Source organism: Prochlorococcus sp. MIT 1303 (assembly GCF_001631965.1).
GTDB classification, from domain to species: Bacteria; Cyanobacteriota; Cyanobacteriia; order PCC-6307; family Cyanobiaceae; genus Prochlorococcus; species Prochlorococcus marinus_D.
Window position 1 is genome coordinate 1 of the sequence record NZ_LVHK01000037.1, and the last position, 15,663, is coordinate 15,663.

General features: G+C 49.0%; 17 protein-coding genes and 1 other RNA gene. 12 read left to right on the forward strand and 6 right to left on the reverse strand.

Annotated elements, in window-relative coordinates:
* Positions 1-594 precede the first annotated feature (594 nt).
* Entirely contained in the window at positions 595-1,320 is a 726-nt protein-coding gene (locus PMIT1303_RS04045) for a triacylglycerol lipase (RefSeq protein WP_063397627.1), read from the forward strand.
* Positions 1,321-1,409: 89 nt separating this feature from the next.
* Here the strand turns inward: PMIT1303_RS04045 and nadA are convergent, their stop codons facing one another.
* On the reverse strand, positions 1,410-2,393 hold the full coding sequence (gene nadA / locus PMIT1303_RS04050; RefSeq protein WP_197459767.1) for a quinolinate synthase NadA: 984 nt from the start codon (positions 2,391-2,393) through the stop codon (positions 1,410-1,412).
* A gap of 55 nt (positions 2,394-2,448) precedes the next feature.
* Here nadA and PMIT1303_RS04055 point away from each other — a divergent pair, with 55 nt between their 5' ends.
* From PMIT1303_RS04055 to PMIT1303_RS04065, 3 genes are all read left to right on the forward strand, one after another.
* On the forward strand, positions 2,449-3,294 hold the full coding sequence (locus PMIT1303_RS04055) for a TIGR04168 family protein (protein ID WP_082824432.1): 846 nt from the start codon (positions 2,449-2,451) through the stop codon (positions 3,292-3,294).
* The gene (locus PMIT1303_RS04060) at positions 3,288-4,364 is read left to right on the forward strand and encodes a hypothetical protein (RefSeq protein WP_063397629.1); all 1,077 of its coding nucleotides are present in this window, start codon (positions 3,288-3,290) and stop codon (positions 4,362-4,364) included. The genes PMIT1303_RS04055 and PMIT1303_RS04060 overlap by 7 nt, the downstream gene beginning before the upstream one ends.
* Before the next feature lie 277 nt (positions 4,365-4,641).
* Positions 4,642-5,442 carry a glycoside hydrolase family 104 protein gene (locus tag PMIT1303_RS04065; RefSeq protein WP_063397630.1) on the forward strand — a complete coding sequence of 267 codons (801 nt, stop codon included), beginning with the start codon at positions 4,642-4,644 and terminating at the stop codon, positions 5,440-5,442.
* 12 nt (positions 5,443-5,454) lie between these two features.
* Here PMIT1303_RS04065 and PMIT1303_RS04070 read toward each other — a convergent pair whose 3' ends face one another.
* Positions 5,455-6,264: a TPM domain-containing protein gene (locus PMIT1303_RS04070; RefSeq protein WP_063397631.1), complete on the reverse strand. Its 810-nt coding sequence runs from the start codon at positions 6,262-6,264 to the stop codon at positions 5,455-5,457.
* Between the two features lie 31 nt (positions 6,265-6,295).
* Here PMIT1303_RS04070 and PMIT1303_RS04075 point away from each other — a divergent pair, with 31 nt between their 5' ends.
* Positions 6,296-7,513: a class I SAM-dependent methyltransferase gene (locus PMIT1303_RS04075; RefSeq protein ID WP_063397632.1), complete on the forward strand. Its 1,218-nt coding sequence runs from the start codon at positions 6,296-6,298 to the stop codon at positions 7,511-7,513.
* On the opposite strand, the gene aroB is transcribed toward PMIT1303_RS04075, so the two are convergent.
* Positions 7,506-8,624, reverse strand: a complete 1,119-nt coding sequence (gene aroB / locus PMIT1303_RS04080) for a 3-dehydroquinate synthase (protein WP_063397633.1) — start codon at positions 8,622-8,624, stop codon at positions 7,506-7,508. The genes PMIT1303_RS04075 and aroB overlap by 8 nt on opposite strands.
* 84 nt (positions 8,625-8,708) lie before the next feature.
* On the opposite strand from aroB, the gene PMIT1303_RS04085 reads away from it, so the two are divergent.
* The 3 genes from PMIT1303_RS04085 (at position 8,709) to ssrS (ending at position 11,046) form a co-directional block, all read left to right on the forward strand.
* A complete protein-coding gene (locus PMIT1303_RS04085; protein WP_063397674.1) occupies positions 8,709-9,617 on the forward strand; it encodes a carbohydrate ABC transporter permease in 909 nt (302 codons plus the stop codon).
* A 57-nt stretch (positions 9,618-9,674) separates the two neighbouring features.
* Positions 9,675-10,856, forward strand: coding sequence for a 5-(carboxyamino)imidazole ribonucleotide synthase (locus tag PMIT1303_RS04090; protein ID WP_231901308.1), 1,182 nt, complete (start codon positions 9,675-9,677; stop codon positions 10,854-10,856).
* Positions 10,857-10,862: 6 nt separating this feature from the next.
* A non-coding RNA gene (gene ssrS / locus PMIT1303_RS04095) (6S RNA) lies at positions 10,863-11,046 on the forward strand.
* Here ssrS and PMIT1303_RS04100 read toward each other — a convergent pair.
* The gene (locus PMIT1303_RS04100; protein WP_063397676.1) at positions 11,041-11,331 is read right to left on the reverse strand and encodes a DUF2103 domain-containing protein; all 291 of its coding nucleotides are present in this window, start codon (positions 11,329-11,331) and stop codon (positions 11,041-11,043) included. The two genes, ssrS and PMIT1303_RS04100, sit on opposite strands and share 6 nt — an antisense overlap.
* A gap of 809 nt (positions 11,332-12,140) precedes the next feature.
* Complete coding sequence (gene clpS / locus PMIT1303_RS04105) at positions 12,141-12,437, reverse strand: ATP-dependent Clp protease adapter ClpS (protein ID WP_011130051.1); 297 nt, start codon at positions 12,435-12,437, stop codon at positions 12,141-12,143.
* A gap of 73 nt (positions 12,438-12,510) precedes the next feature.
* Here clpS and petN point away from each other — a divergent pair, with 73 nt between their 5' ends.
* The 3 genes from petN to PMIT1303_RS04110 are packed head-to-tail and all read left to right on the forward strand — an operon-like array spanning position 12,511 to position 14,258.
* A complete protein-coding gene (gene petN / locus PMIT1303_RS12770) occupies positions 12,511-12,612 on the forward strand; it encodes a cytochrome b6-f complex subunit PetN (RefSeq protein ID WP_011826186.1) in 102 nt (33 codons plus the stop codon).
* A gap of 1 nt (position 12,613) precedes the next feature.
* Positions 12,614-12,766 carry a hypothetical protein gene (locus PMIT1303_RS13760; protein ID WP_197459768.1) on the forward strand — a complete coding sequence of 51 codons (153 nt, stop codon included), beginning with the start codon at positions 12,614-12,616 and terminating at the stop codon, positions 12,764-12,766.
* 31 nt (positions 12,767-12,797) lie between these two features.
* On the forward strand, positions 12,798-14,258 hold the full coding sequence (locus PMIT1303_RS04110; RefSeq protein WP_063397634.1) for a hypothetical protein: 1,461 nt from the start codon (positions 12,798-12,800) through the stop codon (positions 14,256-14,258).
* Here the strand turns inward: PMIT1303_RS04110 and psb29 are convergent.
* On the reverse strand, positions 14,225-14,953 hold the full coding sequence (gene psb29, locus PMIT1303_RS04115) for a photosystem II biogenesis protein Psp29 (RefSeq protein ID WP_063397635.1): 729 nt from the start codon (positions 14,951-14,953) through the stop codon (positions 14,225-14,227). The genes PMIT1303_RS04110 and psb29 overlap by 34 nt on opposite strands.
* A gap of 58 nt (positions 14,954-15,011) precedes the next feature.
* Between psb29 and clpP the strand changes: the two genes are divergently transcribed.
* The gene (clpP, locus tag PMIT1303_RS04120; protein ID WP_071817942.1) at positions 15,012-15,626 is read left to right on the forward strand and encodes an ATP-dependent Clp endopeptidase proteolytic subunit ClpP; all 615 of its coding nucleotides are present in this window, start codon (positions 15,012-15,014) and stop codon (positions 15,624-15,626) included.
* The last annotated feature ends 37 nt before the right edge of the window (positions 15,627-15,663 follow it).

The following is a 15,663-nucleotide window of genomic DNA, read 5'->3' on the forward strand; positions in this document are numbered from 1 at the left end:
CGATGATTCTACTCTGTTAAATTTGATTTGAATTTGAATAAAAAACCTCTTCCGTATAGAGTAATTTATTATAAATTGAAAGAATGAAGCAATCTATTTTCTTTCGCCTCATTGCTTCGATAACCTTTTTGCTGTCTTGTTATTCATGGTGGCTTCTTTATAATCAACAGTCTCTTTGGTGGGTCTTGCTAGGGCTAATGTTACTTGTTACAATGTTAACTTCGATTTTTGGTTTAAAGTCTGTTCGCAGGATTCTAATCGTGCCTGGCTTGAGTCTCCCAATCTCAGATTTCCTTCTCACCTCCTCTGCCATTGGATATTTCACTTCAGCTTTAGTTGGGTTTACGATTATAATTTTGCAACTACCAATTAATGATAAGAGCTTTATGATCTTCCCCCTACTTATCGCTATATTAATATTTGGAGGAGTAACACTTGGTATTTACCAAGATCAGCTTTGATCACCTTTGATTTTTCATGATTATTACTAACTTTTCATTTTTTATACTATCTGCACCTGTTTAAATACTTTTATGCATCTTGCAACAGGCACCTTATCTCAATCATTGCTCCTCTCCCTAATTAAGTTACTCCATGCAACCAGTCGATCCTAATCAACCTGTTTTAATCCTTGGCGGTTTCTTGATCACAGATGAGGCCTATGCATCCTTGGCTGGCTGGATTCAGAACCATCAAGGTTCGATTGTAAGGGTCGTACCTTCATCCAAATTTGATTGGCTGCTCACTTCATGGGCCATAGGCTGGCGAAGACTCCTTGATCGTGTTGATGCAATTGTTCAAGATCTTCAGTCTCTGTCCCATACCGGAAAGGTGACACTTATTGGTCATAGTTCTGGAGGTGTAATGCTACGTCTCTATCTTGGAGATCAACCCTTTTCTGGTCGTGTCTATGCAGGTCATCTAAGATGTAATCGCTTAGTGATGCTTGGCAGTCCTCATCAAGCTGTTCGTGCTACACCTCTACGCGCCCTTGTTGATAAACGCTATCCGGCTTGTTATTTCTCACATGAAGTCGATTATATTTCAGTCGCTGGCCGCTTATTACTAGACACGCCATATGCTAGCCAGTTTGCAAAGCGTAGCGCAGCAAATTCTTACCAGAGTATCTCAGGTGATCCTCAATCGCCTGGGGATGGATTAGTACCGCTTAGTTCCGCATTGCTTCTTCAATCACGAAAACTAGTCCTTGAACATACAGCCCATGGTGGTCTATTTGGGAACTCCTGGTATGGATCTCCAGATCGAATAGAACAATGGTGGCCTATTGCCATGGGATTTAATCAAGGGATCAATGCTTAAGTTTACGCATTAAACGCATTTATTCTCAATATCTAATATCTTTATTGTCCCTTTAGACCTTAATCATTTTGTTTGTATCGTGTAGTAATTTATTTTGCTTTCATGTTTAACATGCGTTGAATCGGAATAAGCGCCTTTTGACGTACTCCCTCTTCAATTTCTATTGATGGCTTCATTGTGCTTAAGCATCTCCAGAGTTTTTCTAGTGTATTTAGTCTCATATAAGGGCATTCATTGCAGCTGCAACCGTCAATACCTGGAACATCCATAAATTCTTTGTTTGGCATCCTCTGTTTCATCTGGTGCAGGATGCCTGGCTCTGTTAGTACGATAAACTTTGTGCATGGGCTTATCTCTGTAAATTCAAGTAATTTGCTCGTAGAGCCAACATAATCCGCTATTTCTAGCAGATTTTCTAGGCACTCAGGATGGGCTATTACCTTTGCTTCAGGGTGCATCATTTTTAGTTTCAGCAGAGCTTCTTCGCTGAATGTTTCATGCACCATGCAGCGTCCAGGCCAGATCGTCAGTTTTCTTCCGCTCTGCTTTTCAACCCACCTGCCCAGGTTTTGATCAGGTGCAAATAGGATTGGTCGATCTTTGGGTAATTGACTTACAAGTGCTACAGCGTTGCTACTTGTACAGATGAGATCGCTTTGGGCTTTAACAGCAGCTGTGCAGTTGATATAGCTCACCACAATGTGGTCTGGGTGCTTGTCTCTGAAAGCTGCAAACTCATCTGCTGGGCAGTCATCAGCAAGGGAGCACCCCGCTTCGAGATCTGGTAGCAATACAATTTTTTCTGGGCTGAGAATCTTTGCTGTTTCTGCCATGAAGTGCACCCCGCAGAACACGATCACATCAGCATTTGTGCTAGCAGCTCTACGTGAGAGTTCCAGGGAGTCGCCAATGAAATCGGCGATATCTTGTATCTCTGGATCCTGGTAGTAGTGAGCCAGGATCACGGCATTGAGTTCTCTGCGTAGCTCAGCAATGGCACCCTTGAATTCTTTTCTAGTTGATGGCACTGGAGAGACCGTCTTGGCGGTGCAAACAGCGGTCATTCGGACCATCTAGGGCAGTATGGCCATAGCCTAGACATTTGCCCTGTTAAACCAGAGCCTCGCCATCGTTGGAGACCTCCATGGTGTATGGACACCTGATGATCAGTATTTACTGACTGAACTTCAGCCAGACGCTGTGCTGTTTGTAGGTGATCTCAGCGAAGGGGATCTCAAGTTGGTCAAAGCAATACAACAGCTTCCTCTGCCGACAGCTGTCATTCTTGGTAATCATGACCACGGACGTGATCACAGTGGCGAAGTCCTCCAACGTCAATTGACGTTATTAGGTGACCGTCATTGCGGTTGGAGTTTGCGCCAATGGCAGTCTCCACCGATTGCTGTCGTTGGGGCCCGCCCTTGTAGTGCTGGTGGTGGGTTTCAGCTTGCCAAAGCCGTTCAGGCGATCTTTGGCCCAATGTCGGCGAGTGAATCTGCTGATCGGATTGAGGCCGCTGCTAAACAGGCACCATCCCAATGGCCATTAGTAATATTGGCTCATTCCGGTCCGACGGGCCTCGGCTCAGATGCTCAAAGCCCTTGTGGTCGCGATTGGAAAGTACCCGCTCTCGATTGGGGTGATCAGGATCTTGCGATGGCCCTTGATCGGATCCGTAAGGATCGGGTGCCAGATCTGGTTGTCTTTGGCCACATGCATCACGATCTAAAATGCGGAACAGGTTTGCGGCAAACCTGCGTTCAGGATCGTTTTGGCACTGTCTTTCTCAATGCTGCTTGTGTTCCGCGGCGTGGCAGTGATTCCTCTGGTCGTCAGTTGTGTCACTTTTCCTGGGTCGAGTTTCTTGATGGACAGCTAAGCCAGGTGAGCCACCGTTGGTTTCTTCCAGATTCATCCTTGGCTTATGAACAGATTCTGTTTGAAAGAGCAACACCATTGGTGAAACAGTGCTGATTTACCTCTGCTTGAGCAGCCATGGCTATGGGCATGCAGCACGCCAGGCATCTGTACTTATAGAACTGCATCGCCTTCAGCCGCAATGGCGCTTGGTAGTGAGCACGGATGTGGACTTCCAATTCCTCAACCTTGCGCTCCAAGGTGTCCCTTTCGAACACCGCAAACTGCGCTGGGATGTGGGCATGGTTCAGGCGAATGCCTTAGCCATTGACCAAATAGCCACTCTCAAGGCTTTGCAGGAACTTGAACAACACATTCCTGCCCAGATTGCGGCTGAGGTCTCTTGGATCCAGTCTCAACACATGTCGGTGCTTGTACTTGCTGACATTCCACCAGCTGCCGCTGAGTTAGCTGATCAGCTTGGCGTTCCTTTGGTATGGATGGGCAACTTTGGTTGGGATGAGATCTACGCTCCTCTTGGTGATTCTTTTCTTACCCACGCTGAAGCTGCGGCAGCTGAATACTCACGTGGGCAGAAGTTGTTACGTTGCCCATTCTCTCTTGCAATGGACTGGGGGTTGCCTGAACAGAGCCTTGGCATAACTGCGTCTTCACCTCGATCACTACCGCTAGGACTCCAGCAGAAACTTGAATCTTTTAAAGGTCCAATCGTGATGGTGGGATTTGGCGGGCTGGGTTTGGCGCTCGACTCAGAGTTGTTCCAACGCTGGCCTGATCATCTCTTTTTGATGCCCAAACCACGATCTGTTGGCACTTTTCTGAGCAAGCAATCACCTGGCAATGTTTTCTATCTACCCAGGTCAATTCGAGTTGTCGATGCTCTTCCTTACTGCTCTAGGCACCTTGGGAAGCCTGGTTACAGCAGTTTCTGTGAAGCCATCAGCTTGGGTGTCGGTCTCCATGTGGTTCTTCGAGAAGGCTTTGCAGAGTCCAGGGCGCTGATCAACGGCTTGCAAAGTCATGCAGCCCATCGGCTGCTTGAGCGCGAGTCCCTCGAGCTTGGAGAATGGGAGTTAGATCAACCCTTGATACCAGCGGCTCAGCAACCGCTGGAAGTCGATGGATCGATGGCGGCAGCAAGGGCTGTAGTTGAACTGGCCGCTTAATCAGAATTACTAATCAAAAACCTTAGATCGTTCAATTTGTACAACGCTGATTCTTCAACTTGGATTTCAGCGATCTTTGCCCCCAACTGAACAGTTGTCACGTGTGGACGATTCGCGCACCGGCATACGCGGACTGTCCCTTCGGGCTAGCTTCGTCAAAGTCAACCCGATTGTTAAATAATTTGGTTTAATAGTCACCCTTGGCTCATCGGCAACTCCCATTCGCTTCTGGGAATTGCCCAAACCTTCCCCCAGTCCAAGGTTTTTTGTTCTCTGAATGCAACGAATGATCGTTCCCGCATCGACTGTCTATCGTCTTCTCTCAGCAGTCGCAGCTGGTTTTCTCCCTTTCTCAATAGCAGCTGGAGCAGCGCAAGCAACTGCAACTGGAGCAGCGCAAGTAATCAATATCCCTATCCCTCCCCCTGTTTCAATTCCCTCTGTTGAGCTAACAGTACGTTCCCAGTCGCTAAGTACTCCAGAAGAGGTTTCCTCAGCAGCATTGCCATTTGTGATCACCCCGGAACGTCGGGCCCTTCTCAACACCATTCGCTTTGCCGAAGGTACCTGGAAGAATGGACATGACCTTGGCTATCGAGTGATGTTTGGTGGAGGCCTCATGGCCTCACTCGATCGACATCCCAATCGAGTCATTTACTCCTCTCGTTACGCAAGTGCAGCTGCAGGGGCTTATCAATTCATGCCTTTTACCTGGGACATGGTCACGCGCAGCCTTGGTTTGCGTGGTTTCGGTCCAGAAGTTCAGGATCAGGGGGCGCTCTTTCTTGTTCAACGTCGCAAGGCTTTAGGGCTTACCGATTCAGGGTTTATGACCCCTCTATTAGCAGCAAAACTTGCGCCTGAATGGGCTTCATTCCCCACTCTGAGCGGGAGGAGTTACTACGGTCAGCCTGTAAAACGTTTTGCCAGCTTGCTTGGTTTCTACAAGTTCAACTTGGCTCAGCTCAGGTCGATTAGGGATCAGCGCCGTCAAGATCTTGCTGAACCTGGTAATGACGCAGCTAGGAGACCTGTCTGCACCCCCCCCACAATTCTTTGCAGCATTCAAAGCCGCTGATATCAATTGAAGCTAAGGCTCTGACTCTCGCTTTTGCCTACCCCCCAATGTTGCTTGAGCAACAACGTATGCCGCTACAGCTCCTCCCAAAAAGCCCAGCCCGTTGCGCAGTAGCGGTAGAAGATCGCTAGTTCGCGATACGACAGGGGCAATCCCGAAGATTCCAAACAACATGATCCACAGCGGGGAAGCGAGCAATAACCAAGGCCAAGCGATCAGTTCACCTTCTTTCCTGGGGTAGGAAGCAAAGCCAGCAACCAAACCACCAATGAGTGATGTGGTGAATGTCAACAACCATTGCTCCAATGGCAGCCCGGGAACAAATTGACAACCACCTCGATCCAAACAGGTTTCTACGGCATTGAGTGAATCGAGGATGGCGATGTCCTCGCCGTGATCCTTCACGTAAAACTGGTTTCCATAGCGGGTTTGCAGCTCTACCCAGTAGGTACGAGGCATCAGTGCATATAACGCATCACCCACGTTGAAGTTGAGCAGATTTCCACCGCGTGGGTCGGCGACAACCAGCAAACTACGTTCATCAAGCCCCCAGTATTCTCGAACTGCAAGCCCAGGAGTTCTTTCATATTGGGTCAGTACACGTAATTTCCAGCCTGTTCTCGTTTCAAAATCGTCTAGTGATTTTTCCAGGTTGGTGAGTTGGCCTTCGCTGAAGACCTTCGCCAGATCAATCACTGGTGTTTGCTGCTGGGGAAGTAGTTCAGGGTTGTCATAGGCGTAAACCGATCCTGCGCAACACAGCAAGCAAATCAAACATGCCAGCAGGCTTTTAAAGGGTCTTTGCCTCTGATGTGCTCCCATGGGCTTGTCTCAGTGACAGGCATTCTCTCTAATGGATCTCTGCTCTGTGCCTTGTCCAGCTTGGTTGGCCAATCGAATAGTTCAGGCGGGAGGAAGCATCAGCTTCTATCAGTACATGGACTGGGCCTTGCATGACCAGGTCTATGGGGCCTATGCCTCCGGTCAGCTTCATATTGGTCGCCAGGGTGATTTCGCGACTTCTCCTTCCTTAGGCGCTGACTTTGCTCAACTTTTGGCCATGCAACTGGCTGATTGGTTCCAGCAACTTCAGCAGCGTGTTGACAAGGGAAGGCCTCTATCGTTGATAGAGGTGGGTCCTGGTGAAGGCGATTTAAGTGCTGATCTGATCTCCGCCCTGGAGGATCTTTGCCCAGCGCTGATACCAAGACTGGAACTGGTTTTGGTGGAGAGCAATAAGGCCATGGCCCAGCGACAACGAGAGCGACTGAAATCTGTTACCACTGTGCCGATTCACTGGCGAAGTCTTGATGAGTTGGCTCAAGCTCCCGCTATCGGCGTGATGCTTGCTCATGAAATGTTGGATGCTCTGCCGGTGGAGCGGTTGGTGTGGCGCGATCAACGTTTATGGCGTCAGGGTGTTTGTCTTGAGAACGTCGATTCGGTTGCGCAGCTTCGCTTCACTGAGCTTTCTCTTACAGATGCTTTGCATTCAGCTTTAACTGAGGCCCGAATGTTTTGGGGCATTCAGATTCCCCCTCCTGATGCTGCTGATGGTTGGTGCAGTGAATGGCATTGTGAACTGAAATCGTGGTTGAGTCAGGCTGCCTCTGCTCTGCTTTACGGCCCCTTACTAATCATCGATTATGCCCTCGAGGCCCGTCGTTATTACAGCGCGATGAGACCCTGCGGAACTCTGATGGCTTATCGCCAGCAGAGAGCTAGTGGCGCATTACTTCAAGATCCCGGTCTGTGGGATCTCACTGCACATCTGTGTATCGAAACTCTTCAACACCAGGCCGAACAGCAGGGTTGGACCTTTCTCGGTGAGTCTCGACAGGGGCAAGCACTCTTGGCACTTGGCTTGGCAGAGAGGCTTCATGCTCTCCAAAGTCTTCCTACCAGTCAGCTCTCTGCTGCCCTCAATAGAAGGGAAGCACTGTTGCGTCTTGTTGATCCAGCCGGTTTGGGAGAGTTTCGTTGGTTGGCATTTGAGTTGAGGCCCAAACCTTCTGTTGATGCCGAGGTCAGTGAATTTCGCTGCCGGTTCCTAGAGGAACCAGTTAGCTGAGCTCTGATAGGCATTTTCGGATTTCTTCTCTGCTTACGTCATTTTTGATTTCGACGTTGCCAATGCCGGTGGGAATCACAAAGCGAAGCTTTCCATCTTTGACCTTTTTATCCCCTTGCAGGGTATACAGCACCTCCTCTGGATCAAGCTTGGGCCAAGCAATCGGCAGACCTGCCTTTGCGATCAGAGACTTTTGCCTGTTGGCATCATCCCTGTTCCAGCTCTGTCGCAACACCGCCAGCTCCCCAACGGCCACCATGCCGATGGCGACAGCTTCACCATGCAGCCAGGTTCCATAGCCGCAGAGCGTTTCCACCACATGCCCGAAGGTGTGCCCGTAGTTAAGGATGGCGCGCAGCCCGCCCTCTCGTTCATCTGAGCTCACCACTCTCGACTTCGCGAGTGCTGAACGTTCGAGAATTTTCTCCAGAAGGTCTTGATTGAGTTGTGATGGTGTGTTCAGTTCTTGAATGTCTTCTAGGAGTTGAAAAAGTGCTGAATCACCGATCACACCGTATTTGATCACCTCGGCCATCCCTGCCCGCAATTCACGTTCCGGCAATGTTTTCAGAGTTGAGGGATCGATTAATACAAGCCTTGGTTGGTGAAATGCTCCGATCAGATTTTTCCCGCCCGGGTGATTGACGCCTGTCTTGCCACCAATCGCGGCATCCACCATTGCCAGAAGGGTTGTAGGAAGTTGCACAACTGAGATACCTCTTAGCCAAGTGGCTGCTGCAAATCCAGTCATGTCGCCCACGACCCCACCGCCAAGAGCAACCATCAAGGATCCTCTTTCTAGCTTTGCTTTATAGGCTGCATCGTGAATTAACGCCACGCTCACTGGCGTCTTTTGATCTTCTCCGGCCTCGATCACCAGCAGAGTGGGCCTGTAACCGCTCTCCCTAAGGCTTTGGAGGCAAAGATCACCATATGGCTCAGCAACATCAGCATTGCTTACAACCAATACCTTGATGCCCTCTTTCAGCCCAGCACGGCGAAGCTCCTTACCAACACCCCGCAAGCCTTCACCCCCAATGACCACCTCGTAGGGCTGGTGGCTCAGTGCTACGGGGATGCGTTGGGCGTCGATATTCACGAAAGCGGACATGAAAGAGCAAGTCTGCTGATCTCAGTTTGCCGGGTGGTATCAAACGCTCCCACGTAATCTCCTGTCAGTACAGGCATTGTGGTGATGGCTGGCCCTCTGTTTCGGGGATTACGACAGTCTTGGCGGACCACTCTCGCGGCATGGGTATTCCTCTTGCCTGCGCTCGTCCTGCTCAGCTTGTCGGTGCTGATACCAGCGCTGATGGCTCTTGTGATGAGCTTCACCAAAACAGGTCTCGACGTTACAGAACCCCTTGTCTTTGTGGGTTTGGCCAACCTGCGACGTCTTGCTGGTGATCCGATGTTTTTTAAGGTGCTGATCAATACTTTGATCTACCTGATTGGGGTGGTTCCACCGATTGTTTTGGGTTCTCTTGCACTGGCGGTGTTGTTGAACCGCTCATTACCAGGTATTCATTTTTTACGCGGTGCGTTCTACACACCCGTGCTCGTGTCGATTGTGGTTGCGGCCATCGCATTCCGTTGGCTTTATGCAGAGAACGGTCTTATCAATGGCTGGCTTTCCGCCTTTGTTGGCACAGATTTCGTGCCGATCGGCTTTCTCACGAATCCATTCTTGGCACTCCCGGCAGTGATGCTGGTAACCCTGTGGAAGGGGCTTGGTTATTACATGGTGATATTTCTTGCTGGGCTCCAAGGAATTCCTAAAGAGCTTTATGAGGCAGCCGAACTTGATGGCAGTGATGGCCTGCGCAAACACATCGACATCACACTTCCGTTGTTGCGGCCTTACGTGACCTTGGTTGCGGTGGTCTCATCGATTGCGGCCACAAAAGTGTTCGAAGAAGTGTTCTTGATGACTCAGGGGGGACCCGCCGATACCACTCGAACCCTTGTTTACTACGTTTACGACCAGGCGTTTGCTGAGCTTGAGATCAGTTATGCCTGCACGGTGGGCTTGGCGCTTTTCCTTTTGGTCTTGTTGCTCACTGCTGTGCGTTTGACCTTCGCTGGCGATCAGGGCTTGCTCTGAAATTTCTATTTTGTTGGGATGCAATGCTTGCAGGATTGCGTGGTTGATTCTCTCTGCATGAGCAGCGTTACAAGCCCAATGATTGGGGTCGTCGGTGGTGGTCAGTTGGCTCAGATGTTGGCGCAAGCAGCAAAAAGACGCGCTGTGGATGTTGTCGTGCAGTCGGGATCGGCCATCGATCCAGCTGCTGTTGAAGCAACTCGACTTGTCTTGGCCGACCCAGTGGATGTAGAAGCTACTAGCAAGCTCGTGCAGGGCTGTTGTGGCGTCACGTTTGAGAACGAATGGGTCGATATTGAAGCTCTGATTCCCCTTGAACAACAAGGGGTGTGTTTTTCTCCGTCTCTTACTGCGCTTGCTCCATTGGTCGACAAAATCTCGCAGCGTCAGTTGCTTCGTGAGCTTGATCTTCCTAGCCCTGATTGGACTTTGCTGAGTTCGATTTCTTTTGATCAGCCCGAGCTTCCTACGGAGTGGAACTTTCCGGTGATGGCCAAGTCAAGCCGGTGGGGATATGACGGCAAAGGAACCAAGGTTCTCAAGAGTGTCGAGGATTTATCGCAACTTCTGCGCTCAGTGGATCCAACTCAATGGCTGCTTGAGAGCTGGGTGGCGTTCGAAAAGGAATTAGCCATTGTTGTTAGTCGAGATGCTCAGGGCCGTGTTCGTAGCCTGCCACTTGCTGAGACTCATCAGTTCCAACAGGTGTGTGATTGGGTGATTGCACCTGCGAGTGTTGATCATGCTGTGGAAATGATGGCCTACAACATGGCAGCTTCTCTTCTAACAGAGCTCAATTACGTGGGCGTGCTTGCTGTTGAATTTTTCTACGGACCAGAGGGACTACAGGTCAATGAAGTTGCACCTCGCACTCATAATTCCGCACATTTTTCGATCGAAGCCTGCAGCAGCAGCCAGTTTGATCAACAACTTTGTATCGCGGCGGGCTTGCCAGTGCCTGCAACCTATCTCCATTCACCTGGCGCTTTAATGGTGAACCTTCTAGGTTTGCAAAAAGGGGCTGAGTCCTCTCTAGATGAGCGCCTAGCGAAGCTGCGTAGTTGTGATCGCTTCCATTTGCACTGGTATGGAAAAGATTGTGAAACTCCAGGACGCAAGCTCGGTCATGTGACCGTGCTGCTTCATGGTGTTGATGCGCCCAGCCGTCAGCTCGAGGCGGAAACTGCCTTAAAGCATATTCGCTCAATCTGGCCGACGCAGGACACCGTTTGCGCTTAAATTCTGCTTGAACTGCTGTGTTGGTGACGGCCTTTTTCTAGTGCTCTGATCTGACTCTCTTTCGATTTGGGGAGACTGTCGTGAAGGTGACGTAGACCGGACTTGCTTCCGGAAACGAAGCCCCACTTTGCTTCCCCTTCTGGTTCTTCCAGGTCGAACACTGGGGCTCGCACGGCATGGCGGTTCACCTCTTTTGAACGCCAGGACGGCTGTGATTAAGTCGTTTCAATAATGATGCTTCGTCCAGTTTGGTGACTACAAAAACCTCCTGAGCTGAGCTGCCAAGTCTGGCAACCAGTTTGAAACCACCCTTGATCGGCGTTGTAATTCTGAGGCGAAGTTCTGGACAATGACCTTTGACGCGTCGGATGACGGCTGGTGTAATCGTTTGAATGTTCTTCTCCTCTGAAAGTGCCTTCAACCAAGGAATGAGACCCTCTACGTAGGTGCTGTGCGTGATTACAACTCGGCCCATCGCAACTTTTTCGCTGTAATTGATTGAAACTAGCCAAAGTTTCAAGAAGAAAGCAGCTCTGTTTGAGACGCGATACTTAAATCCTTTATTTTTGCTTGCGGTGGTTTCGAACCCAATCAGTCTACTTTTGCTCCCAGGCAAAGCCCTCCCCGCAAGGTTTATGGCGAAGAGATTCACCCGTTGTCTATCCACCCTGGCGTGGTTGTGTTCTATGTAAGGGAGCGGGGTCTAACCCTTTTAATTGAGTCTATAGGCTCGATTTCATTTTCCTCGCTCTTGCTAGTATGTTCATTCAAAGCCCAGATATATTCTGGGTATATTATAAATCCAAAAGTTAAGGATAGTTCTTCCTTTGAGCAATCCCTCAACAACTATATTACGATTTAGCTTTTAAGCGTGACTCGGCTTTTAATTGCCAAAGTTAGTATTTTGTGCTCAGAGAGTTTGATTTATTTCACTATTTGTTGATGGCTATCGAGCCATGGGTTATGGTGCCATTAGAGCATTATCATCTTTAGATTTTTAAAAATGAGTCTTTACTGATTTTCCTTGTATTTGCTTATGGAAGTTGAATTATCAATGTTCTTTGGGTTGTCGATACTTTTCTTTTTATGGCAGGATCTGTTACTTTTAAGTTGATCAATCGTAATTTATTATATTAACGCTTCAAAGATTTTTTCAATGCACATTCCCCTAGGCATTGAGCCCTCAATATTTTTGCCGTTGCTGCTCGACGAGCCTTTTATCAGTCTTGCAAAAAGGAACAAGTTCACTGTGCTGTATTGAACGTTGATCAGTTTTGCCCTGTTTCAGCACCGTTCAAGTGGTGCCATCGTTAGCCCCTCCCCAGACAGTTGCTGGTGATAGAGCTCGGCCTGCTCAAGTGGCCCACACCAGACCTCAGCTGAACCTTGACCGTCGATTTGATGCGCAAGATTCCAGGCTCTCTCCTCGCTCATGCCTGGAATGATCCTTCGCAGACAATCGACAACGTGCTGAAAGGTGTTTACATCATCGTTGAGCACGATCACGCGGGCTTGCGGATACCTCTGAGTTTGCTTGGCACGTTCAAGAAGTGGCGTAGTACCAGGAGTCGCGAACGTCATGACTGATGAAAGGCTTTGACGTGTAAAATGGTTGAAGCCTTAACAGGCTAAGTCAATCTGAATTGCGTCTTCTATGTTGTTCACTCTCGCCTGGGCCTCACTGGCGGCTGTGTTCAGTTTCTCTATCGCCATGGTCGTGTGGGGACGTAATGGCGACGGTTCACTGAACTTCTGAGGTGCCTGAGGCTTTCCAAAGCCTAGGGACAAATCAGCTTCTCGCTGGAGCAGCTGTCATCCTTTTGGCCTTTGTGACCATTTCGGTTGTCTATCTTTCAGTCATTGATCGGCTTGATCGTCGTCGTCGCAAAAAGACAAATGAGAAAGGTTGACCCCCAGCTTCCATAGGGAAAGGGTGATTGGATGTCTCAGCATTCCCTAGGCCTTTTAAGGCTGAAGACGATTGTCTACATCCCTTGTCGCTTTCCTGTCAGTTCGGCGGGGATTTTCTCGCTGCTTTTGATCCCAACGATCGTTCTCCTGCTTTTAAAGGGGCATCTGTCGTCAAGCCGTACAGACAGGTTAGGGACACTTGCTCGGTTGATGACAGAGATGACGTTGATCCAGAGTTTTCGAGGAGATCCGCAACGCCAAGCCCCGCGTCTATGGCAGGACCGCCTTGGGATGAACCTGGCCAAGGAGCTTTGGCGACGTCAGGGTCGGGGTCTCTGGTGGCAGGCGTGGGCAAATGATGGCGAGGCTTATTTGCTTCTGCCAGAAATCCTTTGGCCGATGAGTGTTAATTCAAGCATTGCTTTTAAGCGTCTTGATGACATGGTTGTCATCGCTTCAGATGGCTTGCATCGTCAACAGCTACTCCAAAGCCTTGATGAAGGATTTGTCCATTCTTCTGCTGGTCAATCGTCTTTACAGCGTTTTTGCAATTCCGTTCTACAACATGGGCCAGCGGTGACCTGGAGTCCCGATGGCTTGGCTTCAGTGAGTGGAGCCATGGCACCTCTCCTGCAGATTTCACGCCATGGATGTTTGTCATTGCGATTGGACCGTAATCAACTCAAATGGCAAGGAGTTGTTGGTTATCGTCCTTTTGGTTTGGCTCCAGTTGGCATCGATGCCAGCCCTTTTCAGTATCGCCCTATGGCTATCAAATTAGCAGCGAGACCTGATACAGATCAGGCTCTCCTGAATATGCAAGTGAAGAGTATGGACTTGCTTTTTGGCAGTTTGCTTTCTAAGCAGATTATTCAGGATTCCCTTGATAAGAACTATGGCATAAATCAGCAATTAAGGTTGAGAGTCGCATCATTACCACTTGATTTTAGCTTAGGCAAGCAACCTAAAGGCCCTTTTCAAGCCAGCATTCAAATCCAACTTGAACTACCAGAAGGCTCCTCACGATGGCAACAAGTCATCGATACTGTTAGTCAACATCTGGAGGCGCGAGAATTCATTAAAGAAGATAAAACTGTTGTCCAAAAAGATCAAAATACTGATGTTGCCTTCTCAGGCCTTACGCTCTGGCGCCAAACTTACTCGGATGGTGAGAGAGTTGTTGGTGGGTGGGTTTGGCAAAAACAAAATGGAAAACCTATCCGTTTTGGCATTGCTCTTGGCGACTCACCCATGCTGACTGAAATCTCTAATAAGCCTATCGAACTAGTCCATCCTGAGGTCATGAAACTGTCTGCTGATACAGCTGGTTTGTATCGTTTAGGTTTACTTAATGGATTCTGGCCAGCCCCCGTAAAACAGGCTAATTTGTTAACGATGAACCTAAGTTATTTGCGGGGTGCCAAACTCAAGAAAACAGACTGGTGGTGGATGTCAGGTCAGCTGATATTGGAACAAGCTTCAACTCCCTGAGACATTTGGTCTGATGGTCCAGTGTTGAGTTTTGCAGATTCCTTTTGTTCCCGCTTGCGACGTTCAGATTCAAGAATTTGTTCAGTTAGTTCTACAGCCTGGGCCATCTTCTCGAGGTTGGACTTGTAGAGGTTCAGATCTTTTTCAACTCTGGCTTTGGAGAATCCAACTGATTCACTTAGTTCATGGGCGATTTGGCTCAGTTTTTCAGGATCAGAGGTTTCATCACCTTGGACAGATGTGAGAAGGCTGAGCAACCCCACAGCCATTAGGCGTGTGTAATGAAAGGAGGTGCTGCCAGTATTACGCAATGCCTGGGCGAGAGCTTCAGGAGCCCCTTTGCCTTGTTGTTGGATCCATCCTTGGACCTCCTCAAGATCGTGACCACGGACCGACTCAAGAGTTTTTTGGGCCTGCTTGCGCAAAGCATTTGGGTCGAAGCCGCAGCTTCGACATAGTGCATCGAACAAGGTCTTGACGTGAGCTTCTGGTCGGTAACCACGGGTGAAGACATCAAAAACTTGGTTAAGGCCAATAGCAAAGAGCGCGTCAGGGTGGAAATGCTTCTGGTGGCTTAGGAGATGCAGCTCGACAAGAAGTTCATCTGTTGTACGTCTGTACAGCGAGGGGATGACATGAGGGAAATCATGATTAAACGCACGTTTGCTGTCAGCAATGGTCTTTCGGTCACTCAAGTGCTTTCCCCACCTTTTCGCAACTGACCATAGCGCTGCTCACGGCGCCGTTAAGATCGTGAAAACCGAGCAGAGCAGCATGATCCCGATTGTGATAGAAGAGTCGGGCCGTGGGGAAAGGGCCTTCGATATTTATTCGCGCCTCTTGCGTGAACGGATCATCTTTCTTGGCGAGCCTGTGACAAGCGATTCGGCAAATCGAATTGTCGCTCAGATGTTATTCTTAGAGGCGGAAGATCCTGAAAAAGATATCTATTTGTATATCAATTCACCAGGAGGTTCAGTATATGATGGGCTTGGAATATTTGACACGATGCAGCATGTCAAGCCAGATGTTCAAACCGTATGTGTAGGGCTTGCAGCAAGTATGGGAGCGTTCCTTCTCTGCGCGGGAGCAATGGGTAAACGCAGCAGTTTGCAACATTCTAGAATTATGATTCATCAGCCGCTTGGTGGTGCCAGAGGGCAAGCGAGTGATATTCGTATTCAGGCTGATGAGATTCTCTTCCTTAAGGATCGATTGAACCGTGTATTAGCAGATCGTACAGGTCAACCTCTAGAGAGAATTCAAGAAGATACCGACCGAGACTTTTTCATGTCTCCCACAGAAGCTGTTGGTTATGGACTTGTCGATAGTGTGATCGATAAGCGTCCCGTTCATTCAGTCAATTGACAAGGCTGCCTTGTGATAGGTAAGGATTGCATGGCAA

Coding starts and splice junctions, on each gene's coding strand:
- PMIT1303_RS04045 (WP_063397627.1), top strand. CDS start 595: ATGCAACCAGTCGATCCTAATCAACCTGTTTTAATCCTTGGCGGTTTC.
- nadA (WP_197459767.1), bottom strand. CDS start 2,393: ATGGTCCGAATGACCGCTGTTTGCACCGCCAAGACGGTCTCTCCAGTG.
- PMIT1303_RS04065 (WP_063397630.1), top strand. CDS start 4,642: ATGCAACGAATGATCGTTCCCGCATCGACTGTCTATCGTCTTCTCTCA.
- PMIT1303_RS04070 (WP_063397631.1), bottom strand. CDS start 6,264: ATGGGAGCACATCAGAGGCAAAGACCCTTTAAAAGCCTGCTGGCATGT.
- PMIT1303_RS04075 (WP_063397632.1), top strand. CDS start 6,296: ATGGATCTCTGCTCTGTGCCTTGTCCAGCTTGGTTGGCCAATCGAATA.
- aroB (WP_063397633.1), bottom strand. CDS start 8,624: ATGTCCGCTTTCGTGAATATCGACGCCCAACGCATCCCCGTAGCACTG.
- PMIT1303_RS04085 (WP_063397674.1), top strand. CDS start 8,709: ATGGCTGGCCCTCTGTTTCGGGGATTACGACAGTCTTGGCGGACCACT.
- PMIT1303_RS04090 (WP_231901308.1), top strand. CDS start 9,675: ATGAGCAGCGTTACAAGCCCAATGATTGGGGTCGTCGGTGGTGGTCAG.
- PMIT1303_RS04100 (WP_063397676.1), bottom strand. CDS start 11,331: ATGGGCCGAGTTGTAATCACGCACAGCACCTACGTAGAGGGTCTCATT.
- clpS (WP_011130051.1), bottom strand. CDS start 12,437: ATGACGTTCGCGACTCCTGGTACTACGCCACTTCTTGAACGTGCCAAG.
- petN (WP_011826186.1), top strand. CDS start 12,511: ATGTTGTTCACTCTCGCCTGGGCCTCACTGGCGGCTGTGTTCAGTTTC.
- PMIT1303_RS04110 (WP_063397634.1), top strand. CDS start 12,798: ATGTCTCAGCATTCCCTAGGCCTTTTAAGGCTGAAGACGATTGTCTAC.